This is a genomic window from Enterobacter sp. J49, from assembly GCF_002148625.1.
Taxonomy (GTDB): Bacteria; Pseudomonadota; Gammaproteobacteria; order Enterobacterales; family Enterobacteriaceae; genus Enterobacter; species Enterobacter ludwigii.
Genome location: NZ_MWPY01000037.1, coordinates 615619 through 640530 on the forward strand (window position 1 = coordinate 615619; position 24912 = coordinate 640530).

Sequence of the window (24912 nt, forward strand, 5' to 3'; positions counted from 1 at the left end):
TATCGCCCTTCGCTCACCTTAAAAGAACGTCTGTACCAGCAGATAGCTCGCCGCACACGCGCAGCTAACGCCAATTAATCCCGGCAAAATAAAGCTGTGGTTAATGATAAATTTGCCGATGCGGGTTGTGCCCGAACGGTCAAAGCCGATGCAGGCTAAATCGCTTGGGTAGGTCGGCAGGACAAAATAGCCGTAAGAGGCCGGGAAAAAGGCGATCAGCATTTTCGGGTCGATTCCCAGCATCAGCCCCATAGGCGCAACGGCCGTCAGGGCTGCCGCCTGGCTGTTCACCAGCTTTGATACCAGGAACAGCACAATCGCGTAGGTCCACGGATGACTTTTCACCACGCCTTCCAGCGCCAGCTTTAACTCATCAAGATGCGCCTGGAAAAAGGTATCGCTCATCCACGCCACCCCGAACACCGAGAAGATCGCGACCATACCTGCCTTAAACACCGCGCCGTTAGAAATGGCAGACGCATTGACCTTGCAGGCCATCAGCATTACGGCACCGGCAATTAACATCATCATCTGGATGACAAGGTTCATCGACAGCGCCGTCATTTTTCCTTTTATCTCAAATGCAGGGCGCAGGTCAGGGAATGCCCCCAGCAGGACAACCACGGCAATGCCGGCGAAGAAAATCCACGTGGACCAGTAGGCCTGTTTTGGAAAACGTTGATTCATTAACGTTTCCGTCCCGCCGTAGATGAATTCACGCTGCTTCGGATCTTGGAGCTTTTCCTGAAACTCCTTATCGTCCGCTAACGCTTTCCCACGACGCAAACTCCACAGCGCAGCAATCGCCACACCGAACAGTGAGGCAGGAACCGAGACGGCGAGAATTTCCAGTATTCCCCACGCGTGGCCGAGCCCATGCTGCGCGCCCAGAATGGAGACCAGTGACACAACGGCCACGGAGACCGGCGAGGCCGTAATTGCCATCTGCGATGCCACTGATGCCACGGCCATTGGGCGTTCCGGGCGGATCCCTTTTTTCAGGGCGATATCCGCAATGATGGGAAACATGGTGTACACCACGTGTCCGGTCCCGCAGAGAAAGGTCAGCATCCAGGTGGTAAAAGGGGCGAGAAGCGTGATGTGTTGAGGATGTTTGCGCAGCAGGCGCTCAGCAAATTGCATCATGACGTTCAGGCCGCCTGCGGTCTGAAGCGTTGCGGCACATCCAATGACGGCGAGAATGGTCAGCATCACGTCAACCGGCGGTTTGCCGGGTTGCAGACCAAAGACAAAACATAAAATAAAAAGGCCAATACCGCTTATCAACCCAAGCCCCATGCCGCCGAAACGCGTACCTGTCAGCAGGCAGAGGAGGATGACAATAAACTCAATGGTGATCATGATGCTCCCTCGTCAATGATAATGTAATTAAATAAATCATTACATGTTGTGTGGTTAATCATTGAGAGCGAGATCTGATTTGTTAAATCTGAGCAAAAGCAGAAGGTTGGCGACGAGAAGGGGAACCTGCTCCCGGTGGGCCGAAAAGCGCGCCTCGCAGGGAGCAGGAAAAATGATCAGTGGTGCTGTACCGTCACAAGGTCAAGCAGATGACGGTCGGTTTGTTCCGGACATAAACCCGCCTGCTGCGCGTTATGGATTTCGTCCGCCAGCGTTTTAAGCAGCATGCCGTCCTGCTGTTGCGCTTTATCCATATCGCGTAAGAATTTAAGGGTTTTGGTGTCGTGTTGTGCTCTGGCTTCATCGGCCAGCTTGTTAAGCGTGCTGCAACGCTGTTCGTACTGTTCCAGCGTTTTCTCAAACAATTCTTCCAGAGAAGAGTAGTTATCGTCGATCGTATCAAGCGCTTTTACGGTTGGGTTTGCCCCTGCGGCTTTCATGAAGTTAAAAACACGCATCATATGGGTGACGTTGCTTTGCGCCTGGCTGCGAAAAAAAGTGGCGGAGCCATTGAGACTGTTTTCGGAACACCACGAGCTGATATGCAGGTGCAGATTCGAGGCATAGAACTCGAGGTTCAACTGGGCATTGAGTTTTTGCATCATCGTTTGGGTAGTCATACTCATATCCTTATTGACTGTGGGACGTGATGTCCGCGGCTAACCTGACCCGGCAGGCACATATAATGGAATGCAGAAATGGCATTTCTGCGGCGACAAAAGTCGATCGAATATTCACTTCCTGTGTTCGATATAAATAAGCATACCCTTGTATTCTGTCTAAGAAAACTCTTAATTAGGCTGTGTTTACCATACATTACAAAATTTAATATAGTACAGAAATGAAAACAGGTGGATATAAATTAACACATTAATAACTGATTGATTTTTATGTGTTTGTGTATTTTTTATCTCGTTTTTTCAAGAGTGAAAATATTAAGGCAACAGAATCTTCTGTGACGATGTGAAAAACAGACCAATCAATCAGGATATATTTTGAGGAATAAAATTGCGCTAAATCAATTTATCGCAAAAAGGCGAGTGTGTGATCGCTGTGCAAGATTGTTCTTAATGATTATGTAAAAATGAAACACTGTTTTATCTTGTTTCAATCATTGAGGTCTATGATGGCAAAGGTTGCGGTGCTGTTGGCACCCGGTTTTGAGGAAGCAGAGGCGATTATCACCATTGATATTTTGCGCCGGCTGAACATCGACGTGGAAACTCTGGCCTGCGCGCAGTCGCGTGCAGTGGTCAGTTACCATAACATTCCCATGGTGGCAGACAGCACCTTATCAGAACGCAGCGATTCGCTTTACGATGCGATTGTTCTACCCGGGGGACCGCAGGGCAGCGCAAATCTGGCCGCGGATCCGCAGGTTATCCGTTTTATTTCTGCACATGACGCGCGCGGAAAGCTGATTTGCCCTATTTGTTCAGCAGCGGCGCGCGTGCTGGGGGGAAATGGGCTGCTTCGGGGGCGTCGCTACGTCTGCTCCGGGGATTTATGGGAGACGGTAAAAGACGGTGAATATGTGGATGCACCGGTCGTCCAGGATAAAAACCTGCTCAGCGGCAAAGGTCTTGGTCATGCGTTTGACTTTGCGCTGGCCCTTGCTGCTCGACTGTTGGGTGACGAAACGCCCGTTCGCGATCACGCTGACCACATCTATTACGCCTGGTAAATTTCCCGCCGGATGCTAGAGCGTCCGGCGCTCAGGGACTTCTTAGCTGATCTTATGGATAATTCTGCTTAACCCCGTTTCATTTGTCCGACAATTCCTGCCGTTTTTATGTCATTTTCCGCTGAATTTATGTACGCAATTACTGTAATTCTGCGGTGTGATGGCGCTCTCTTATGGATGATTAATTTCCCGCTAAAACTATCACCAGCAATAACGCTTATGACGAGGTAAGCGCTAATGCCTTGTTTTAAGTCCGATTAAATAAGAAGCACGCAAATATTCCCTACAGAAAAGAATGCTAAAGCTGGAGTTTACCATGCACAAATTTACTAAAGCGCTGGCGGCCGTTGGTCTGGCTGCTGTTATGTCACAATCCGCTATCGCAGAGAATTTAAAACTCGGTTTTTTGGTAAAACAGCCAGAAGAGCCGTGGTTCCAGACTGAGTGGAAATTCGCCGATAAAGCCGGAAAAGATTTAGGTTTTGACGTCATTAAAATCGCCGTGCCTGACGGTGAAAAAACCCTGAACGCCATCGACAGCCTGGCGGCCAGCGGTGCGAAAGGTTTCGTTATCTGTACACCCGATCCAAAACTGGGGTCGGCAATTGCGGCTAAAGCGCGCGGTTACGACATGAAGGTTATTGCCGTTGACGATCAGTTCGTCAATGCCAAAGGCAAGCCAATGGACACCGTGCCGCTGGTAATGATGGCCGCGACCAAAATTGGTGAGCGCCAGGGTCAGGAACTCTATAAAGAGATGCAAAAGCGCGGCTGGGATGTAAAAGAGACGGGCGTCATGGCCATCACGGCTGATGAGCTGGATACTGCACGTCGTCGTACTACCGGTTCCATGGACGCTCTGAAAGCCGCCGGCTTCCCGGAAAAACAGATCTATAAAGTTCCTACCAAATCCAACGATATCCCCGGCGCGTTCGACGCCGCGAACTCAATGCTGGTTCAACACCCGGAAGTTAAACACTGGCTGGTGGTCGGTATGAACGACAACACCGTGCTGGGTGGCGTGCGTGCGACAGAAGGTCAGGGCTTCAAAGCTCCGGATGTTATCGGTATCGGCATCAACGGCGTTGACGCCGTCAGCGAACTGTCCAAAGCGCAGGCGACCGGCTTCTACGGCTCTCTGCTGCCAAGCCCGGACGTACACGGCTACAAATCCAGTGAAATGCTCTACAACTGGGTGACCAAAGGGGCTGAACCGCCGAAATTTACTGAAGTGACCGACGTGGTGCTGATTACCCGCGACAACTTCAAAGAGGAACTGGCGAAAAAAGGACTGGGCGGTAAGTAATACGCTGTGATTGCGCCCCTCATTCACCATGAGGGGCCAGACGTACACACTACAGGAATCACGGAGACGTTATGCGACAGTCTGATCCGTATCTCTCATTTCGCGGCATCGGGAAAACGTTCCCCGGTGTTAACGCGCTGACCGATATCAGTTTCGACTGCTATGCCGGCCAGGTTCATGCCCTGATGGGTGAAAACGGCGCGGGAAAATCCACGCTGTTGAAAATCCTCAGCGGCAACTATTCCCCTACGACCGGCACACTGGCCATTCGTGGCGAAGAGGTGGCTTTTGCTGATACCACGGCGGCGCTTAATGCCGGGGTGGCCATTATCTATCAGGAACTGCACCTGATCCCAGAGATGACCGTGGCCGAGAACATCTATTTAGGACAGCTCCCGCACAAAAGCGGCGTGGTTAATCGTTCGCTACTTAATTATGAAGCAGGGCTGCAGCTTAAACATCTTGGGCTGGACGTCGATCCTCAGACGCCGCTGAAATACCTCTCCATCGGCCAGTGGCAGATGGTTGAAATTGCCAAGGCTCTGGCGCGTAACGCCAGAATTATTGCCTTTGACGAACCCACCAGTTCGCTTTCCGCACGTGAAATCGAAAACCTGTTCCGCGTGATCCGGGAGTTGCGCCAGGAAGGCCGCACGATTTTGTATGTTTCGCACCGTATGGAAGAGATATTTGCCCTGAGCGACGCCATCACCGTGTTTAAAGATGGCCGCTATGTGCGCACCTTTAGCGATATGGCGCAGGTGAACCATGACCAGCTTGTCCAGGCGATGGTCGGACGCGATCTGGGGGACATTTACCACTGGAAACCGCGTGAGTACGGCCCTGAACGCCTGCGACTGGATAATGTAAAAGCGCCGGGAGTACGCATGCCGGTTTCGTTATCGGTACGCAGCGGTGAAATCGTCGGGCTGTTCGGCCTGGTGGGCGCCGGGCGTAGCGAATTAATGAAAGGGTTGTTCGGCGGCACGCGCATTACCGAAGGCGTGGTGTCTATTGACGGCGCAGCGGTGGATATTCAGAAGCCCGCCCACGCGATTAAGGCAGGCATGATGCTCTGTCCGGAAGATCGCAAAGCGGAGGGGATTATTCCGGTGCATTCGGTGCGTGACAACATCAATATCTCCGCCCGTCGCAAATTTATCCGCGCAGGATGCCTGATCAACGATAGCTGGGAATCGAGCAATGCCGATCACCACATTCGTTCACTCAATATCAAAACGCCGGGACCAGAACAGCTGATCATGAATCTTTCCGGGGGCAACCAGCAGAAGGCCATTCTGGGCCGCTGGCTGTCGGAGGATATGAAGGTCATTTTGCTGGACGAACCGACGCGCGGTATCGATGTGGGGGCAAAACACGAGATTTATAACGTGATCTATGAACTGGCAAAACGCGGCGTGGCGGTGCTTTTCGCCTCCAGCGATCTGCCTGAAGTGCTTGGCGTCGCCGATCGCATTGTCGTCATGCGTGAAGGTGAAATTGCCGGTGAATTGCTTCATGAACAGGCGAATGAACAACAGGCGTTGAATCTCGCCATGCCTAAAGTCAGCCAGGCTGTCGCCTGAGTAAGGAGTTAATGATGTCCTCTGTTACTACATCCGGAGCGCCAAAGTCGGCGTTCAGTTTTGGCCGAATCTGGGATCAGTACGGCATGCTGGTGGTCTTTGCCGCGCTGTTTGTCGCCTGTGCGATCTTCGTTCCTAATTTTGCCACTTTTATTAATATGAAAGGGCTGGGGCTGGCCATTTCCATGTCCGGCATGGTGGCCTGCGGTATGCTGTTCTGTCTGGCCTCGGGCGATTTTGACCTGTCGGTGGCCTCGGTTATTGCCTGTGCCGGTGTCACCACGGCTGTGGTAATCAACATGACGGAGAGCCTGTGGATTGGCGTGCTGGCGGGTCTGTTACTGGGCGTGCTCAGCGGTCTGGTAAACGGCTTTGTCATTGCTCGCCTGAAGATTAACGCCCTGATCACAACGCTTGCGACCATGCAAATTGTGCGAGGTCTTGCCTATATCATCTCTGACGGTAAAGCGGTAGGGATTGAAGACGAGCGCTTCTTTACCCTCGGTTATGCTAACTGGCTGGGGCTGCCAGCGCCAATCTGGCTGACCGTGGCCTGTCTTATCCTGTTCGGGTTCCTGCTCAACCGGACCACGTTTGGCCGTAATACCCTGGCTATCGGGGGCAATGAAGAAGCCGCACGTCTGGCCGGTGTGCCGGTGGTGCGTACCAAGATTATTATCTTTGTTCTCTCCGGGCTGGTCTCTGCAGCCGCAGGGATTATTCTGGCATCGCGAATGACCAGTGGCCAGCCAATGACCTCTATCGGTTATGAGCTGATCGTCATTTCAGCCTGTGTTTTGGGGGGCGTTTCCCTGAAAGGCGGCATCGGAAAAATCTCATATGTGGTGGCCGGTATCCTGATCCTGGGGACGGTAGAGAACGCCATGAACCTGCTCAATATTTCGCCGTTCTCTCAGTACGTCGTTCGTGGCCTGATCCTGCTGGCAGCGGTGATATTCGACCGTTACAAGCAAAAAGCGAAGCGTACCGTCTGAGGTTTTTCCTATCTTTATATTGCTCAACTAATAACCTTAGCTGACCCCCGAACCGCCTCGCCAGTTTTGCTGGCGGGGCGGGTGTCAAATAGCGAGCGACGTCACACTGTCTATACTTACATGGCTATGAAAGAGGTAAAGGCGTTTACCTCTCGTAAACCGTAAGGAGGAATAGGGTGGCTGACTTGTTAACTGCACCGCCTGTACTGCCCGGACACTATGCTTTCTTTTTTGATCTCGACGGTACGCTCGCCGAGATAAAGCCGCATCCTGACCTGGTGGCGATCCCCGCCACGGTTCTTCAGAAGTTGCATCAGCTCTCGCAGATGACTGAGGGAGCAGTGGCATTGATATCAGGGCGCTCGATGGCCGAACTGGACCAGCTTGCCAGGCCTTATCGCTTTCCGCTGGCCGGTGTACACGGAGCGGAGCGCCGCGACATCCATGATCAAACGCATATCGTTTCACTCCCCGACGCATTAATCCAGGCGCTACAGGTACAACTCTCGTCTGCGCTGGCAGAACTGCCCGGTACGGAGCTTGAAGCCAAAGGGATGGCTTTTGCCCTGCATTATCGCCAGGCGCCGCAGCACGAAGCGGCTGTGCTTGCGCTTGCGACCGCTATAGCAAATGCACATCCGGAGCTGGCGCTGCAGCCGGGTAAATGCGTGGTGGAGCTTAAACCTAAAGGGATCAATAAAGGCGCGGCGATTGCGGCGTTTATGGCGACACCGCCTTTTAACGGCAGGACGCCCGTTTTTATTGGGGATGACCTGACCGATGAGGCAGGGTTTCGTGTGGTGAATCAGGCCGGAGGGATCGCCATCAAGGTCGGGCCTGGTGAGACTGTCGCCGAATGGCGTCTGGCGGATGTCGCCAGCGTCTGGCAGTGGATATCTGACATCGCTAACCAGCAACAACAACAAATAGCGCAAAACAAAGGGGGAAACCATTATGGGTCGCTTAGTCGTCGTCTCTAACCGAATTGCACCGCCTGATGATAAAAAATCCAGTGCAGGTGGCCTGGCGGTTGGGGTATTAGGTGCCTTAAAAGCCGCCGGTGGGCTGTGGTTTGGCTGGAATGGTGAAATCAGTGAAGAACAGAAACCGCTCAAGAAAGTGACGCGCGGAAATATTACGTGGGCGTCGTTTGCGTTAAACGAAAAAGATTATGACGAGTATTACTCGCAGTTCTCCAATGCTGTGCTGTGGCCAGCGTTTCACTATCGTCTGGATCTGGTCAAATTCCAGCGCGAGTCCTTTGAAGGCTACACGCGGGTGAATTCGCTGCTGGCGGATAAACTGCTGCCTTTAATCGAGGAAGACGATATTTTATGGATCCACGATTATCACCTGCTGCCTTTCGCCAGAGAGTTGCGTAAAAGGGGAGTGAATAACCGGATTGGTTTTTTCCTGCATATTCCGTTCCCGACGCCGGAAATCTTTACCGCGCTGCCGCCGCATGAAGAGTTGCTGGATGCGCTGTGTGACTACGATCTGCTGGGCTTCCAGACCGAGAATGACCGACTTGCGTTCCTTGATTCTGTGTCCGGCAAAACGCGAGTGGTGACCAAAGGGGGGAAAACCCATACGGCCTGGGGCAAGACATTCCACACTGAAGTGTATCCCATCGGTATTGAACCTGAAGAGATTGCCGAGCAGGCTTCCGGTCCGCTGCCGCCCAAACTGGCGCAGCTTAAGAATGAACTCAAGCACGTGAAGAATATTTTCTCGGTGGAGCGTCTTGATTATTCCAAAGGGCTGCCGGAACGTTTCCTGGCGTATGAAACGCTGCTGGAGAAGTACCCGCAGCATCACGGTAAAATCCGCTATACGCAGATAGCGCCCACCTCGCGCGGTGAAGTGCAGGCTTATCAGGATATTCGTCACCAGCTGGAGACGGAAGCAGGGCGCATTAATGGCCGCTACGGTCAGTTGGGCTGGACGCCACTGTTTTATCTCAATCAACACTTTGACCGTAAGATCCTGATGAAAGTGTTCCGCTATGCGGATGTCGGGCTGGTTACGCCATTGCGGGACGGGATGAACCTGGTCGCGAAAGAGTACGTCGCCGCCCAGGACCCCGCCGATCCGGGTGTGCTGGTGCTTTCCCAGTTTGCCGGGGCCGCCAATGAATTGACGTCTGCGCTTATCGTTAACCCTTACGATCGTGACGACGTGGCGAATGCCCTCAACCGTGCGCTGACGATGCCGCTCACGGAGCGTATTTCCCGCCATGCCGAGATGATGGAAACGATCCGTAAGAACGATATTAACCACTGGCAGGCGCGTTTTATTCGCGATCTTCGTGATATTGCGCCGCAGAGTAATGAAGGCCACCTGCAAAAAAAGATCGCGACATTCCCTAAACTCGCCTGATTTTCCTCTGGGGGTTTAACGACCCCCAAGAGGCACTAACAACACATCCACCTGGCTTGACGCCACAATCGATTTCGCCGCACAGGCTGCGCGAGAAAAAAAGCTGTGGTTATGATTCCCGCATATTACTAAATCAATATTCTGCTTACTGCATATGCTGAGAATATGCGCATTAAGCTCCCCGGTCGCAATAATGGTGTCATATATAGGATATTGCGCCTTTTCTACCAGCTCGCGCATAAATTGCTGCGTTTCTTCCTGTAAAACCTCACGAATATCTTCCAGCATGGGGGCAGCCAGTTGATTATACATCTCAGGCTCGGCCGCGAGGGTGATCAGGCTGATACGGGCATTATGCGGTCTGGCAATGGAAACCGCCCGGGCGATGAGTTCATGGCTTTCGGGCGAAACCGCAACAGAAACAAGAAGATGGGAGTAACTCATAACGCACTCCTTAGGTGTCTGAAAGACAGCGTCTTAGTCACCATTACCGCGATTTCACCGGATCTGCAAGAGGTGAATACGACATAAGTGTGAAGCTAATCATAATTATTCATTAATTATTCTTATAAGAAGAATAACGGGAAAACGTGCCTAAATGAAAAAAATTAACAACTTAACCTGAATCACACTTTTTTACGTTTCCGGTGTTAAATCGTTTTAACGCGTTATAAACACATTTCTAATGATTACCATGTGAAACAATTGTTATGGGCGTTTTGCATAACTACATGTTTTTTATAGGTAATGAAAATGTGACCTTACGATGGATTCGCTGTGACGCGCATCCGGTCGCTGACACGTTTCGAACAGCACATGTCATGCCACTGCTGCTCATACTCCTGCATGAGTATTCGCCCATAAAGAATAGAAAACAGTGTCGATCGTTCAAAAAACAACCAATTTACAAGTCATACTGATGGATTTATGGGAGATATTCACTTAAATTGTGTGACGTAGATCACATTTTTTTTAAATTTGGGGGTGGCTGCATTGTATGTGTCAAAACTGACGAGTAGAGTTTGCGTCGAATTAGGAAAAATCTTAGTTATTTGTAAGAAATGATAAAACGTGTAAGAGACGTAACCGCGTTTCAGCTGTTGCGCGTTTCAATGAATACAAACCTAAATTCGACTATGCATTTAGCCTTTTCTTTTTTATACCGGGTGATTTCCCGGCGACATCACGGGGTGCGGTCTTTCCGCATAAAAATAATAGTTGGTTATTCGGGATGGGAACAATGCATACATCCGAGTTGCTAAAACATATCTATGACATCAATTTGTCGTATTTACTGCTCGCGCAGCGTTTGATTAGTCAGGACAAGGCGTCCGCGATGTTTCGTCTGGGTATTAATGAAGAAATGGCAACCATGCTGGGTGGGTTAACCCTTCCTCAAATGGTTAAACTGGCGGAAACAAACCAACTGGTTTGCCAGTTCCGTTTTGACAATCCTCAGACTATCACGCGTCTGACGCAGGATTCCCGTGTTGACGATCTTCAACAGATCCATACCGGTATTCTTCTTTCCACTCGCTTGCTTACCGAAATCAGCCAGCCTGATGACGCAGCCCGTAAGAAAAGGGCCTAGCAATGAGCGAGAAAAGCATTGTTCAGGAAGCGCGTGACATACAGTTAGCAATGGAGCTGATTACGCTCGGTGCTCGTTTACAAATGCTGGAAAGCGAGACTCAGCTGAGTCGTGGTCGCCTCATCAAATTGTATAAAGAGTTACGTGGTAGTCCCCCGCCGAAAGGAATGCTGCCGTTTTCAACGGACTGGTTTATGACCTGGGAACAGAACATTCATGCCTCCATGTTCTGTAATGCCTGGCAGTATCTTCTCAAAACCGGTTTGTGTAGCGGCGTTGATGCCGTGATCAAAGCGTATAAACTTTACCTTGAACAATGCCCGCAGCAGGACGAGGGTCCTTTGCTGGCGCTCACCCGCGCATGGACGCTGGTGCGTTTTGTTGAAAGCGGAATGCTTGAGCTGTCGCGCTGTAATTGCTGCGATGGCAATTTTATTACCCATGCGCATCAGCCTGCAGGCAGCTTCGCCTGTAGTTTATGCCAGCCTCCATCCCGAGCAGTAAAAAGACGTAAACTTTCCCGGGAAGCTGCCGATATTATTCCACAACTGCTGGATGAACAGATCGAACAAGCTGTTTAACCCGAACGTGTGGGCAAGATTCCAGCAGCGGTAAGCAATTACCGCTGCTTTTTTTTACCCCGCAAACGGTAAACGCTGCGAGCTGAACATCCTTGCCATAGTCACTAGCGGAAGGATGATGTCGTGCTTATCTTATTAGGTTACCTGGTAGTTCTCGGTACAGTTTTCGGCGGTTACATGATGACCGGCGGGCACCTTGGAGCACTCTATCAACCGGCTGAACTTATTATCATCGGCGGCGCAGGGGTAGGGGCTTTTATCGTTGGTAATAACGGTAAATCGATCAAGGGCACGCTGAAAGCTATTCCACTGCTGTTCCGTCGCTCTAAATACACCAAAAGCATGTATATGGATCTGCTTGCGCTGCTCTATCGTCTGATGGCGAAGTCGCGTCAGCAGGGCATGTTCTCGCTTGAGCGGGATATTGAAAACCCGAAAGAGAGCGAAATTTTTGCCAGCTACCCACGGATTCTCGCGGACGCAATGATGCTGGATTTCATCGTCGATTACCTGCGACTGATCATCAGCGGCAACATGAACACCTTCGAAATCGAAGCGCTGATGGACGAAGAGATTGAAACGCACGAAAGCGAATCCGAAGTGCCGGCAAACAGCCTGGCGCTGGTGGGCGATTCCCTCCCTGCGTTCGGTATCGTCGCGGCGGTGATGGGCGTGGTACACGCGCTGGCCTCGGCGGATCGTCCTGCGGCAGAGCTGGGCGCGCTGATTGCGCATGCGATGGTGGGCACCTTCCTCGGTATTTTGCTGGCGTATGGTTTTATCTCTCCGCTGGCCAGCGTTCTGCGTCAGAAGAGCGCGGAAACGACCAAAATGATGCAGTGCGTGAAGATCACGCTGCTCTCTAACCTCAACGGTTATGCGCCACCTATCGCAGTTGAATTCGGCCGTAAAACGCTTTATTCCAGCGAGCGCCCGTCGTTTATCGAGCTTGAAGAACACGTGCGTGCGGTGAAAAACCCAAACCAACAGACGACAACTGAGGACGCATGAAAAATCAGTCCCATCCGATCGTCATCGTAAAAAAACGCAAGCACAAGGGGCATGGGCACGGCGCGCATGGCTCCTGGAAAATCGCGTACGCCGATTTTATGACCGCAATGATGGCATTCTTTCTGGTGATGTGGCTCATCTCCATCTCCAGCCCGAAAGAGTTGATCCAGATTGCCGAGTATTTCCGAACGCCGCTGGCGACCGCCGTGACCGGTGGGCAGCGAATCTCTAACAGCGACAGCCCGATCCCTGGCGGTGGCGATGATTACACCCAGCAGAAGGGTGAGGTGAAGAAAGAGCCGAACATCGACGAGCTGAAAAAACGCATGGAGCAAGCGCGCCTGAAGAAACTGCGCGGCGATCTCGATCAGCTGATTGAGGCGGATCCTAAACTGCGTGCCCTGCGACCACACCTGAAGATCGATCTGGTGCAGGAAGGTTTACGTATACAGATTATTGATAGCCAGAACCGCCCGATGTTCAAAACGGGCAGCGCGGAAGTTGAGCCATACATGCGCGACATTTTGCGCGGCATTGCGCCAGTGCTGAACGGTATTCCTAACCGTATCAGCCTGTCTGGACACACGGATGACTTCCCGTACGCCACGGGTGAGAAGGGATACAGCAACTGGGAGCTTTCTGCCGATCGTGCCAACGCCTCGCGTCGCGAGCTGGTGGCAGGTGGGCTTGATGATGGCAAGGTACTGCGCGTGGTCGGCATGGCATCAACCATGCGTGTCACTGACCGCGGGCCGGATGACGCCATCAACCGTCGTATCAGTCTTTTAGTGCTGAACCAGCAGGCGGAGCAGGCCATCCTGCACGAAAACGCCGAAAGTCAGAATGAGTCACTGGACGATTTAAAACAGCCTGGGGCCGTTCCTTCGGCTGCCGTTCCAACATCGCCACCAGCCAATCCGAGGTGATAGCGTGAGCATGGATATTAGCGATTTTTACCAGACATTCTTTGATGAAGCCGACGAATTGTTGGCCGATATGGAGCAACACTTGCTGGATTTGGTGCCTGAAGCACCGGACTCCGAGCAGCTCAATGCCATCTTCCGTGCGGCGCACTCGATTAAAGGCGGAGCCGGAACGTTTGGATTTACCATCCTGCAGGAAACGACCCATTTAATGGAAAACCTGCTGGATGAAGCACGACGCGGTGAGATGCAGCTCAATACCGACATTATCAACCTGTTTTTGGAAACCAAAGATATTATGCAGGAACAGCTCGACGCCTATAAAAGCTCGGCAGAGCCTGATGCCGCCAGCTTTGAATACATCTGCAATGCGCTGCGCCAGCTCGCGCTGGAAGCCAAAGGTGACGCAGCCGCAGCCGTTGTTCCGGCAGCCAAACTGAGCGTTGTCGATGCCGTTACCGCACAAGAGGCGGCCCCGGCCGCCGCTGCGAGTAAAGTGCGCGTGGTGCTGTCTCGCCTCAAAGAGAACGAAGTTGACCTGCTTGAAGAAGAGCTGAGTAACCTGGCGAAATTAAGCAACGTGGTGAAAGGCAAAGACAGCCTGAGTGCGACGCTGGAAGAGGGGATCAGCCAGGACGATATCGTGGCGGTCCTGTGCTTTGTTATCGAAGCCGACCAGATCGCGTTTGAAACCGAAACGGCGGCGGTTGACGTGCCAGCGGCAGTGGAAGAGGTGGCGGTTGTTCCTCAGGCGGCCGCGCCTGCCGTTGTGCCTGCGGCGCCGGTATTGAAAGCGGTGCCAAAAGATGCTGCCGCGCCAGGCCGTGGTGACAAACCGGCCGCGCGTTCCAGTGAATCCACCAGCATCCGTGTCGCCGTCGAGAAAGTTGACCAGCTGATTAACCTGGTGGGTGAACTGGTGATTACCCAGTCGATGCTGGCACAGCGGTCTAACGAACTGGATCCGGTGACCCACGGCGATCTGATTACCAGCATGGGGCAGTTGCAACGTAATGCCCGCGACCTGCAGGAATCGGTGATGTCCATTCGTATGATGCCGATGGAATATGTCTTCAGCCGCTTCCCGCGTCTGGTGCGTGACCTGGCCAGCAAACTGAATAAACAGATTGAACTGACGCTGATGGGCAGCTCCACCGAACTGGATAAAAGCCTGATCGAACGCATTATCGACCCGTTAACGCACCTGGTGCGTAACAGCCTCGACCACGGTATCGAACTGCCGGAAAACCGCATTGCCGCCGGAAAATCCCCGGTCGGGAATCTGATCCTCTCCGCCGAACACCAGGGCGGGAACATCTGCATCGAAGTGACCGATGACGGTGCGGGCCTGAACCGTGAGCGCATTCTGGCGAAAGCCATTTCGCAGGGAATGGCGGTCAACGAAAACATGACTGACGAAGAAGTGGGCATGCTGATCTTCGCGCCAGGCTTCTCGACCGCAGAGCAGGTGACGGACGTTTCCGGACGCGGCGTGGGAATGGACGTGGTGAAGCGTAACATTCAGGAGATGGGCGGCCACGTTGAGATCAAGTCTAAGCAAGGTTCCGGCACCACCATTCGTATCCTGCTGCCGCTGACGCTGGCAATCCTCGACGGCATGTCGGTGAAAGTGGCGGACGAAGTCTTTATTCTGCCGCTGAACGCAGTGATGGAATCGCTGCAGCCGCGTGAAGAAGATCTGCATCCGCTGGCGGGTGGCGAGCGCGTTCTTGAAGTGCGCGGTGAGTACCTGCCGCTGGTCGAATTGTGGAAAGTGTTCGAAGTGGATGGCGCGAAAACCGAGGCCACGCAGGGGATCGTGGTGATCCTGCAAAGTGCGGGTCGCCGCTACGCGCTGCTGGTTGATCAGCTGATTGGCCAGCACCAGGTGGTCGTGAAGAACCTCGAAAGCAACTACCGCAAAGTGCCAGGTATTTCTGCCGCCACTATTCTGGGTGACGGTAGCGTGGCGCTGATCGTTGATGTGTCGGCGCTTCAGGGATTAAATCGTGAACAACGTGTGGCGTACACAGCCGCCTGATTAAGTAGAAGGTAATAACATGACCGGTATGAGTAATGTAACGAAACTGGCGGGCGAGCCATCAGGGCAGGAATTCCTGGTATTCACTTTAGGCGATGAGGAGTACGGCATCGATATCCTGAAAGTGCAGGAAATTCGTGGTTACGACCAGGTTACCCGCATCGCGAACACGCCTGCCTTTATTAAAGGTGTCACCAACCTGCGCGGCGTGATTGTGCCTATCGTTGACCTGCGCGTGAAGTTCAGCCAGGGCGACGTGGACTATAACGAAAACACCGTGGTGATTGTCCTGAATCTGGGGCAGCGCGTGGTTGGGATCGTGGTGGATGGCGTATCTGATGTGCTGTCCCTGACGTCCGATCAAATCCGTCCGGCGCCGGAGTTTGCGGTCACGCTGTCTACCGAGTATCTGACGGGGCTGGGAGCGCTGGGTGAGCGTATGCTGATTCTGGTGAATATTGAGAAGCTGCTGAACAGTGATGAGATGGCGCTGCTGGATATCGCGACGAATCACGTGGCGTAATGTTTCTCTAAACGGTTCTGTGAGGCTTTCGTGGAACCGTTTCGTTCAGTCGGGCATTTCGGTTATCTGATTCGCGCGCTGCGGTGAACGTATTAAGGGGGCTATTGCAGCCCCCTTATCTTATTCGACTATTGCAGACATGGTATTTTCTGCTGGTCTTAAGGTGAACAAAACCATTCCGCCAACCCGTTACGCTTCCTGCTCTACCAGCTCAGTCTCCGCTTCACGCGCCCCTTCATTTTGCGACAGCATCGCAGTCGCAATACCGTTACCCAGCACGTTAATCGCTGAACGTCCCATATCCAGGAAATGATCGATCCCCATCAGCAGCAAAATACCCGCCACCGGAATATTGAAACTCGGGATGGTTGCCGCCAGCACCACCAGCGACGAACGAGGCACCCCCGCAATCCCTTTTGAAGCCAGCATCAGCGTCAGCATCAGCACGGTCACTTCGGTGAAGCTCAGGTGAATATTGTACGCCTGGGCGATAAACATCGAGGCGAAAGAGCAATACACCATAGAGCCCACCAGGTTAAAGGAGTAACCGATCGGCAGAACGAAAGAGGCGATATTGCGCGAGCAACCAAAACGCTCAAGCTGCTCCAGCGTTTTTGGATACGCCGCTTCTGAGCTGCTGGTGGTAAACGCCACCAGCACCGGGTCCTTCAGCATGCTGACCAGGCGGAACACCTCTTTCTTCAGCACCATATAGCCGACGGCCAGCAGCACCATGCAGGTGAGAAGGATTGCCACGTAGTAGCCGCCAATAAAGGAGGCGTAGTTCAGCAGAATGCCCAGACCCTGAGTGGCAATCACAGATGAGATGGCGGCGAAAATGGCCAGCGGGGCGACGTACATCACGTAACCCGTCACCTTCAGCATGATATGGGAGACCACATCCAGCGCGGCCACCAGCGGGGCATTGAATTTTTGCCCCAGCGACGCGCCGGCGATACCGAAGAACATAGAGAAGACCACAATCTGCAGGATTTCATTGTTCGCCATCGCACCGGCGATACTGGTCGGAATGGTATGGGACAAGAACGCTTTCAGCGTCATCCCCCCCACCGCAAGGCCGGTGTCTACCGCCTCTTTCGGGATAGCCAGGTTCAGGCCGCTGCCCGGACGCTCCAGCGTGACGATAAACAGTCCCACCAGAATGGAAAGCACGGATGAGCTAATAAACCACACCATCGCTTTGCCGCCCACGCGACCAATGGTGGAGGTTTCACCCAGTTTCATAATGCCCACGGTCAGCGTGCTGAAGACCAGTGGCGCAATAACCATTTTAATCAGACGCAGGAAAATATCGGTCAGCAGCGTGATGTTATCCGACCATGCTTTGATGGCATCCGCAGAGGCATACTCATGAATCGCCGCCCCTGAAAGAATACCCGCCAGCATGAATATCACGATGAAGAGTGTGAGTTTGTTTGCACTTGCCACGAAAAAAGACCCTCTATGCGCTTTGGTTGCCGTCTGCGCCGATGTATATAGATTTTTTATTACGACGCAGGAAATTATTCGGCACATAAATTGAAGTAAAGCGGAGGGAGATACAACTAGTTTTTAATTTTTATTAATTTTGTTGTTAATGCCTCGACGATATATTGTGATGCAGATCACATTTCGATGGATATATCCTCTGCGTATACGAGAAATAAGGCATTCACAAAGTATTAACATCCTGTTTTATAAATAAATATTCAGTCAATAAGCCATCAGTCTTGCCCTCCGCGGCGCGGGTGGTCGAAGCGGTATCCATAAACTAAATTCTCAATAACCCCCGGAAGAGGAACGTTAAGTGGGGCTAACATCTTGAACAGCAAAAATAAAATGTGGCAAGCGAACGGAAATGTCTTCTGGAGGGTGGTAAATGAAAAGAAAACTCCTTTTGATCTGTGCAGGCACGTTGCTGACGGCGACAACAGCCCAACAGGCGCTGGCGGTGACCAGCAGCGGTACTATTGGCGCGACGTTAACCCTGACGAACGGTTGTCTGATAAACGGCTCGCCCACGCAAAATGGCATTAACTTCGGGACCCTGGATTTCGGCACCCATCCCGCAACGTTTTCCACCCTGACGACGCAGTTGACCGGTGCCAGCGGCGGTAACACGTTCACCATTCAATGTACGACCGCCAGCTATACGGTGGCGATCACCGGGAATACCAACTCCACCGCGCCGGGTACCGTCGTGGGAACGCCAGGCACGCCTGCGCGCTATCTGGTCAACACCACCAATGCTGCACAGGGTGTGGCTTACAGCCTGTATAGCGACAGCGGATTTAACAACGTCGTGGCCAACAACGCGGCACTGCCAATAGCGTCAACCGCCGGGGGCATCGACAGTTACACACTTTACGGGCGCATTACCGGGGGCGGTAACAGCGTTACGGTCGTTCCGGGCACCTACACCGACACGATTAACGTCAGCGTCACCTACTAGTTTCACGCAGCCATGAAGGCATCCATTTTGCGTCTGCGCAACAGCGCGGAGGGGATCGTGCAGCCTTTGTACGCGCTGATCGTCTGCCTGATGCTGGTGCCTGCGGCGGGTGCTGTGACGTCACAGTCATTTAAGGTCAGCGCGACCATTGTGCCCGGGTGCGCGGTATCCACGGGCAGCGGAGGAGTTTTCGGTACGCTCGATTTCGGTACCCACAACGGGGTGGAAAGTGCCCCGGTGAGCACCAGTTTTGTGCCTAACGGGGCCTTGTCCATCGCCTGCACGCCCGGCGTGGCGCTGAGTATGAGCATTAACGGCGGACAGAATTACTCCTCCGTTCGGCGTATGAAGCGCTCAGGGGGAACGGAAGTGGTGGGATATCGCCTTTACAGCAGCAGTTCGCTGGCGGCGAACAGCGAAATTGGCGTCAATCAGGCAATACCGGTGACCTATACCAACAGTAATAACATTGCGCTGCCGCTTTTTGGCGTGGCGCTGCTGACCGGGTTTAGCCCGGCAGGAACGTATTCTGATCAGCTCACCGTGACCTTGTCATGGTGATAAAGGGAGACAGTCGATGAAGCCATTTTTCAGACACCTTTGTCTGGTGAGTTTGTTGGGGGGAATGGCTGCGGCGACAGGCCAGGCGCAGGCGGCGGCAACCATTCTGTTGTGGCCCATCGATCCGTGGCTGTCAGCGGATGCCAAAGCCACTGAATTATGGATCCAGAATCAGGGGAACAGCGCAACGACAATGCAGGTCCGCATTGTGCGCTGGAAGCAGGAGGGCGGTTATGAACGCTACTCCGCACAGCAGGACGTGGTGGCCAGTCCGCCCATCGTCACCATTGGTAAAGGCAGTAAGCAGCTTATTCGTCTGATTAAGCAGGGTACGGTGCCGCTCGGCGTCGAACAGGCCTACCGCATTATTGTGGATGAAATTCCCCAGCCGGATGCCAAAGCCGAGCCGGCCATTGGCCTGAAATTGCAAATGCGCTACTCCATTCCTTTGTTCGTTTATGGACAGGGGATCCCGACCCTAAAAGAGGGGGCACATCATGCGCTGGTGGAGACCAAAAATCTGAGCTGGCGGGTGACGCAGGAGAAGGGACATCTTGCCCTGGAGGTCCGTAATCAGGGGGATGTGCACGTCAAACTCAGCCAGGTGGCGCTGGAGCAGGGCGGGCAGAAGCGGACGGTTGCAGACGGATTACTCGGGTATGTTCTTGCGGGCAGCACCCGCACCTGGTCAATCCCGGCCGGAACAGGTCAGCCAGACCGGCTGAGCGCGCAGATTAATGCCAGGGATACGCAATGGCAGTCGACGCCCGTCAACTGAAACCGGCGATGATGATCCTGCTCTGCGTCAGTACCAGCACCTGGGCTGAGCCCGGCGATGACAGTTTACCGCCGCCGCCGCAGGCTCAGGCGTTGAACGGCGAAGCGGTCTTTCAGCTCTCGATTGTGTTGAATCACTACGACACCGGTATGGTGGTGCCCGTGACGCAGCGCGAGGGGGCATTCTTTATTTCCAGCGCCGACCTGCTGCGGGCAGGGCTTCCGCCGGAGCATGTGCCTGCCGGAGACGTGAACCTTTCTACCCTGCCGCAGGTGCGCGTAGAGTACGACAGCGCGGCGCAGCGTCTGCTGCTGGGCGTTCCGGCCGACTGGGTCGCCTCACGCGTGACCCCTTTCAGCGGACAAATGTCACAAAGCAAACCGCACTTCGGGCGGGGAGCACTGCTTAATTACGATCTCTACACCAACCATACAGAACATGTCGGCGGACAGGCCTCGCTCTGGCATGAATTCCGCTACTTCAATGAGAACGGCTCCTTTTCTTCAACCGGCTATGCCCGGGAAAATTTCACCGGAAACGACGGTCAGCAGGAAGGGTATGTGCGCTATGACACGACGCTTCTGATGACGAACGAGGACGAGGCAACGACCTGGACCGTCGGGGATGTGATCAGCGATGCCCTGAGCTGGAGCACCAGCGTGCGCATGGGCGGGATCAGCTACGGGCGGGATTTCTCCCTGCGTCCTGACCTCGTGACCTGGCCACTCCCAGAGTTCTCGGGCGAAGCGGCGGTTCCCACCTCGGTGGATCTCTTTATCAATGGCTATCGTTCCGGCTCGACCCAGCTTCAACCGGGACCGTTCACCCTGACCAATCTGCCCTATATCAACGGAGCAGGGGACGCGGTACTGGTCACCACCGATGCGCTGGGGCGCCAGGTGAGTACCACGCTGCCTTTTTACGTCACCAGCGAATTGCTGAAACAAGGCCTGAGCGACGGGGCGGTGACGCTCGGCAGCCTGCGGCGTAATTACGGCATCAAGAATTTTGACTACGGCCCGGCGGCGGGTAGTGGGTCGTATCGCTACGGCGTTACGGACTGGCTGACGCTGGAGGGCCATGCCGAAGGGGCAGAAGCGCTGGCGCTGGGCGGGATGGGGACGGTGGTTAAATTGGGTCGGTTTGGCGTCGTGAATACCGCGTACTCTCAAAGCCGCATGCGTGGAGATAATGGCGGGCAAATCAACTGGGGCTATCAGTACAGTACCAGTGAATTTAGTGTAGCGACACAGCATACACGGCGCGATCGCGACTTTGGCAACCTCGCCCTCTACGACCAACCGACGGTCTATGACGAAAATGACCGGCCCATCGCCAGTTTTAGTCGCAACACCGACCAGTACTCTCTCACCTTTAACCTGGGCGAGTATGGCAGTCTCGGTGCTGCGTGGATCGGCGTGGAGAGCTTTGACAACCAAAAAACCGAACTGCTGAATCTCTCCTGGAGCCGCAATCTGTGGGGGGCGAGCAGTATTTATCTGGCCGCAAGCCGCGATCAGCAGCGGGGAGACTGGACGGTGGCCATGTCGCTTCAGGTGCCGCTGGGAGAGCGTGACAGTGCGGCCGTAACCTATGAAAACACGCCAGATGCCGGCAGCACGCAGCGTATCAACTACAACCACTCCATGCCTTCCGACGGTGGCTTTAGCTGGAACATGGCATGGGCCAACCAGTCGAAAGCCAATGATTATCAGCAGGGAACGCTGGGCTGGCGCAATAACAACATCGAACTTCAGGGCGGTGGTTATGGCGAAAGGGGCATGATGACCTGGTGGGGAGAGGCGATGGGCGCGGTTGTGCTGATGGACGGCGAACTGTTTGCGGCAAACAAAATCAACGATGCGTTTGTGGTGATCAGCACCGACGGTCACCCGGACGTTCCCGTCAGCTATGAGAACCAGCCGGTCGGCAAAACGAACAATAACGGCTACCTGCTGGTCAGCGGTGTATCGGCTTATTACCCGGCCAGTTATCGCATTGACACCCTGAATCTGCCCGCGGATACCCGGCTGAAAGAGACAGAGCGGCGGATCGCTATTCGCCGCCACAGCGGTTATCTGGTCGATTTCCCGATGGAGCAGGAGCGGGTGGCAAGCGTCATTCTGCATGACAAGCAGGGGCAGGCTATCCCGGTGGGAAGCCAGGTTCGACGCGCCTCGCGCAACAATGCGGTGGTGGGGTATGACGGCATCGCCTGGCTGGAAAATCTCAGCGATGTGAACCCGCTTGAGGTGATTACGCCAGACGGAAAACACTGCTCGGCCACGCTGACCGTGGGGGCCAATCCGGAACATAAACTGCAGACATACGGACCGCTGATTTGCCGGGAGGAACGGTGAAGCGCTTACTGCTGTTGATGCTGCTGCTGTTTTCCGGCGGCGGCTGGGCGGCGTGTACCGTCAGTACGGTAAATGCGTCATTTGGTAGCGTCACCTCGTTCGCGCTCAGCGGAACCGGGGAGGTCGAAACCACCGGCAGGCTGATCGTGGCATGCGACGCTGTGCTCAATCTTCTGACCAACGACTCGGTGACGCTGAACTACACCGCCGCGTCGGTTTCAGGCAACAGCCGTGCCACGATGAAACGCACCGACAATGCGGCCATCACGGATGTGATCCCCACCCGGTTGTGCGGGTTAACGGGGTGTTCGAGCAATAGCGAAGTGCAAATCAGCAAAGCTTATACCTGGAGCGGCAACACCCTGCTGGGATTACTGGGGTCAAAACAGTACAGCATTCCGCTTTATTTCCGCACCGTTGCCGGACAAAACGTCACGGCCGGGCCCTATCAGGTGCTGCTCACCTTCAGCATCAACTACAGCGTCTGTTCCGTGGGCGTGCTGGGCCTTTGCACCCTCCCCCAGACAGGCACGGCGACCACCAGTATTCTTCTCAACATGACCGTTACCAACGACTGCAGCGCCATGACCACGCCGGACGTCAACTTCAACAGTGCGCCGCTGGTGCAAAGTTTCCCCACCGTCTCGCAGGCGATTGCCGTCACCTGTACCAAAGGAAGCACTTACACTATCGGAATTAATAATGGTGCCAACGCGCTGAATAACGTTCGCCGCATGGTGAGCGGCAGTAACTACATGAGTTACGACATTTATAAAGAAGCCACGACCAACCGCTGGGGTGGCAGCGGTACCGAGCGCTGGACCAGCGCAACCTCCTCGCAGGTCAGTACCGACGGTTTATTGCGAACCTACAACTACACTGCCAAAGTCCTTACCAGCCAGTCTACGCCGCCTGCCGGCACCTATACCGATACGCTGATCGTTGACGTTGCGTTTTAACCCCGCGCTTTTCCCTTTCTCAAATGTAAAGTTCCTGTAGTCAGTGCCGATAACACCGTTAATAAATCTATGAGAAGGTGTTGTATGTTGAACCGTATCCGCGTTGTCACAATGCTTATGATGGTGCTGGTCATTTTCGCACTTCTTCAGCTTACCTCCGGCGGGCTTTTTTTCTCGTCACTTAAACAAAACCAGGACAGTTTCGCCGCCTCGAACGATCTCCGCGTACAGCAGAGTGAACTGACGTCGACGTGGGATCTGATGCTGCAAACGCGTATCAACCTGAGCCGCTCTTCCGCCCGCATGATGATGGATCCAAATAATCAGCAGAGCAGTGCGAAAACGGAACTGCTGAAAAATGCGCGGGCGACCCTTGCTGACGCCGCGAAACACTACGACGCCTTTAAGAAAATCACGCCACAGCCTGCCATGGCGCAGGTGAGCCAGAATATCGATGAAAAGTACAACGCCTACTATGCCGGTCTGACGGAGCTTATTCAGTTCCTGGAAAGCGGCAACATGGACGCGTATTTCGCGCAGCCTACCCAGGGGATGCAAAACGCCCTCGGTGCGGCACTCGGGGAATATGCCAAAGCCAGTGGCGACCTGTATCACTCGGCCTTTACGCAAAGCCAGAATGATTACCGCTTTGCCAAATGGCAGATGGCCGTCATGGCGCTGGCGCTGGTCATCGTGCTGGTGGGCGTGTGGTACGGCATTCGCCACATCCTGCTTAATCCTCTCGGTCGCGTCATTGCCCACATTCGCGAGATTGCCGGTGGTGACCTGACCAAAACGCTGACCGTCTCCGGGCGCAATGAAATTACCGAGCTGGCAAACAGCGTTGATCATATGCAGCGCTCGCTAATTGAGACCGTCGCCAACGTGCGTAACGGATCGGAAGCCATTTATACCGGTACCAGCGAAATTGCGATGGGCAACAACGATCTGTCGTCGCGCACCGAACAGCAGGCGTCGGCGCTCGAAGAGACCGCCGCCAGCATGGAGCAGCTTACCGCGACCGTGAAGCAGAACGCGGACAACGCCCGTCAGGCCTCACAGCTGGCGGAAAGCGCGTCCGAAACGGCGCAGCGAGGCGGTCGTGTGGTGGACGGCGTGGTGAAAACCATGCACGAAATCGCCGACAGTTCGAAGAAAATCGCCGACATCATTAGCGTTATCGACGGCATCGCTTTCCAGACCAATATCCTCGCCCTCAACGCCGCCGTTGAAGCCGCACGTGCGGGCGAGCAGGGGCGCGGGTTTGCCGTGGTGGCCGGGGAAGTGCGCAACCTTGCCAGCCGCAGTGCCAACGCGGCGAAAGAGATCAAGGCCCTGATTGAAGACTCCGTTTCCCGCGTCGATACCGGCTCCGTGCTGGTAGAAAGCGCAGGGGAAACCATGAATGACATCGTGAATGCCGTTACCCGCGTAACGGACATCATGGGTGAAATCGCCTCTGCGTCTGATGAGCAGAGTCGTGGTATCGACCAGGTCGCTCTGGCGGTATCGGAAATGGATCGCGTGACACAACAAAACGCCGCGCTGGTGCAGGAGTCCGCTGCGGCGGCCGCTGCGCTGGAAGACCAGGCAAGCCGTCTGAAGATGGCCGTCTCGGCGTTTCGTCTCGCTTCACTCGCTGGAAACACGGTCACCCCGCAAGCAACGTATCTCGCGCCTGCCGCCGCAGCGGCAGCGACCCGTAAACCTGCAGCGACGACCGGACATGAAAACTGGGAAACATTTTGACTGACATTTAA

Annotated in this window: 22 protein-coding genes; 18 read left to right on the top strand and 4 right to left on the bottom strand. The window is 54.0% G+C overall.

Annotation, left to right across the window (positions count from 1 at the left end; all coding sequences use genetic code 11):
• Positions 1-18: 18 nt before the first annotated feature.
• Positions 19-1362 carry an anaerobic C4-dicarboxylate transporter gene (locus BJP35_RS21205; protein ID WP_086463544.1) on the bottom strand — a complete coding sequence of 448 codons (1344 nt, stop codon included), beginning with the start codon at positions 1360-1362 and terminating at the stop codon, positions 19-21.
• A gap of 176 nt (positions 1363-1538) precedes the next feature.
• Positions 1539-2042, bottom strand: coding sequence for a non-heme ferritin-like protein (locus tag BJP35_RS21210; protein ID WP_020883369.1), 504 nt, complete (start codon positions 2040-2042; stop codon positions 1539-1541).
• A 506-nt stretch (positions 2043-2548) separates the two neighbouring features.
• Between BJP35_RS21210 and BJP35_RS21215 the strand changes: the two genes are divergently transcribed.
• The 6 genes from BJP35_RS21215 to otsA all read left to right on the top strand — a co-directional run bounded on the left by BJP35_RS21215 (position 2549) and on the right by otsA (position 9372).
• On the top strand, positions 2549-3106 hold the full coding sequence (locus BJP35_RS21215; RefSeq protein WP_032679709.1) for a DJ-1 family glyoxalase III: 558 nt from the start codon (positions 2549-2551) through the stop codon (positions 3104-3106).
• Between the two features lie 316 nt (positions 3107-3422).
• On the top strand, positions 3423-4412 hold the full coding sequence (gene araF / locus BJP35_RS21225) for an arabinose ABC transporter substrate-binding protein AraF (RefSeq protein ID WP_020883371.1): 990 nt from the start codon (positions 3423-3425) through the stop codon (positions 4410-4412).
• 71 nt (positions 4413-4483) lie between these two features.
• Positions 4484-5998: an L-arabinose ABC transporter ATP-binding protein AraG gene (gene araG / locus BJP35_RS21230; RefSeq protein ID WP_020883372.1), complete on the top strand. Its 1515-nt coding sequence runs from the start codon at positions 4484-4486 to the stop codon at positions 5996-5998.
• Positions 5999-6012: 14 nt separating this feature from the next.
• Positions 6013-6993 carry an arabinose ABC transporter permease AraH gene (gene araH / locus BJP35_RS21235; protein WP_014884358.1) on the top strand — a complete coding sequence of 327 codons (981 nt, stop codon included), beginning with the start codon at positions 6013-6015 and terminating at the stop codon, positions 6991-6993.
• 176 nt (positions 6994-7169) lie between these two features.
• Entirely contained in the window at positions 7170-7973 is an 804-nt protein-coding gene (gene otsB / locus BJP35_RS21240) for a trehalose-phosphatase (RefSeq protein ID WP_014170681.1), read from the top strand.
• Positions 7948-9372, top strand: a complete 1425-nt coding sequence (otsA, locus tag BJP35_RS21245; RefSeq protein WP_014170680.1) for an alpha,alpha-trehalose-phosphate synthase — start codon at positions 7948-7950, stop codon at positions 9370-9372. The genes otsB and otsA overlap by 26 nt, the downstream gene beginning before the upstream one ends.
• A gap of 15 nt (positions 9373-9387) precedes the next feature.
• On the opposite strand, the gene uspC is transcribed toward otsA, so the two are convergent.
• The gene (gene uspC, locus BJP35_RS21250; protein ID WP_014170679.1) at positions 9388-9816 is read right to left on the bottom strand and encodes a universal stress protein UspC; all 429 of its coding nucleotides are present in this window, start codon (positions 9814-9816) and stop codon (positions 9388-9390) included.
• A gap of 796 nt (positions 9817-10612) precedes the next feature.
• On the opposite strand from uspC, the gene flhD reads away from it, so the two are divergent.
• From flhD to cheW, 6 genes are all read left to right on the top strand, one after another.
• A complete protein-coding gene (gene flhD / locus BJP35_RS21255) occupies positions 10613-10963 on the top strand; it encodes a flagellar transcriptional regulator FlhD (RefSeq protein WP_020883374.1) in 351 nt (116 codons plus the stop codon).
• 2 nt (positions 10964-10965) lie between these two features.
• Positions 10966-11544, top strand: coding sequence for a flagellar transcriptional regulator FlhC (gene flhC / locus BJP35_RS21260; protein ID WP_014170677.1), 579 nt, complete (start codon positions 10966-10968; stop codon positions 11542-11544).
• Positions 11545-11667: 123 nt separating this feature from the next.
• Positions 11668-12555: a flagellar motor stator protein MotA gene (gene motA / locus BJP35_RS21265; RefSeq protein ID WP_008500417.1), complete on the top strand. Its 888-nt coding sequence runs from the start codon at positions 11668-11670 to the stop codon at positions 12553-12555.
• Positions 12552-13481 (top strand): flagellar motor protein MotB, encoded by a 930-nt coding sequence (gene motB, locus BJP35_RS21270; protein WP_014170676.1) that lies wholly within the window; start codon positions 12552-12554, stop codon positions 13479-13481. The genes motA and motB overlap by 4 nt, the downstream gene beginning before the upstream one ends.
• Before the next feature lie 4 nt (positions 13482-13485).
• Positions 13486-15519: a chemotaxis protein CheA gene (gene cheA / locus BJP35_RS21275; protein WP_086463545.1), complete on the top strand. Its 2034-nt coding sequence runs from the start codon at positions 13486-13488 to the stop codon at positions 15517-15519.
• 19 nt (positions 15520-15538) lie between these two features.
• Entirely contained in the window at positions 15539-16042 is a 504-nt protein-coding gene (gene cheW / locus BJP35_RS21280; protein WP_020883376.1) for a chemotaxis protein CheW, read from the top strand.
• Between the two features lie 189 nt (positions 16043-16231).
• Here cheW and BJP35_RS21285 read toward each other — a convergent pair whose 3' ends face one another.
• On the bottom strand, positions 16232-17491 hold the full coding sequence (locus BJP35_RS21285; RefSeq protein WP_025203835.1) for a dicarboxylate/amino acid:cation symporter: 1260 nt from the start codon (positions 17489-17491) through the stop codon (positions 16232-16234).
• A 430-nt stretch (positions 17492-17921) separates the two neighbouring features.
• Here BJP35_RS21285 and BJP35_RS21290 point away from each other — a divergent pair, with 430 nt between their 5' ends.
• The 6 genes from BJP35_RS21290 to tar all read left to right on the top strand — a co-directional run bounded on the left by BJP35_RS21290 (position 17922) and on the right by tar (position 24901).
• Positions 17922-18494, top strand: coding sequence for a spore coat protein U domain-containing protein (locus BJP35_RS21290; RefSeq protein ID WP_020883378.1), 573 nt, complete (start codon positions 17922-17924; stop codon positions 18492-18494).
• 12 nt (positions 18495-18506) lie between these two features.
• Complete coding sequence (locus BJP35_RS21295; protein WP_047744855.1) at positions 18507-19055, top strand: spore coat U domain-containing protein; 549 nt, start codon at positions 18507-18509, stop codon at positions 19053-19055.
• A 16-nt stretch (positions 19056-19071) separates the two neighbouring features.
• Positions 19072-19833 (top strand): molecular chaperone, encoded by a 762-nt coding sequence (locus BJP35_RS21300; RefSeq protein WP_086463546.1) that lies wholly within the window; start codon positions 19072-19074, stop codon positions 19831-19833.
• Complete coding sequence (locus tag BJP35_RS21305) at positions 19809-22193, top strand: fimbria/pilus outer membrane usher protein (RefSeq protein WP_086463547.1); 2385 nt, start codon at positions 19809-19811, stop codon at positions 22191-22193. The genes BJP35_RS21300 and BJP35_RS21305 overlap by 25 nt, the downstream gene beginning before the upstream one ends.
• Positions 22190-23152, top strand: coding sequence for a spore coat U domain-containing protein (locus BJP35_RS21310; RefSeq protein WP_086463548.1), 963 nt, complete (start codon positions 22190-22192; stop codon positions 23150-23152). The genes BJP35_RS21305 and BJP35_RS21310 overlap by 4 nt, the downstream gene beginning before the upstream one ends.
• An 84-nt stretch (positions 23153-23236) precedes the next feature.
• The gene (gene tar / locus BJP35_RS21315) at positions 23237-24901 is read left to right on the top strand and encodes a methyl-accepting chemotaxis protein II (RefSeq protein ID WP_020883382.1); all 1665 of its coding nucleotides are present in this window, start codon (positions 23237-23239) and stop codon (positions 24899-24901) included.
• Positions 24902-24912 lie beyond the last annotated feature (11 nt).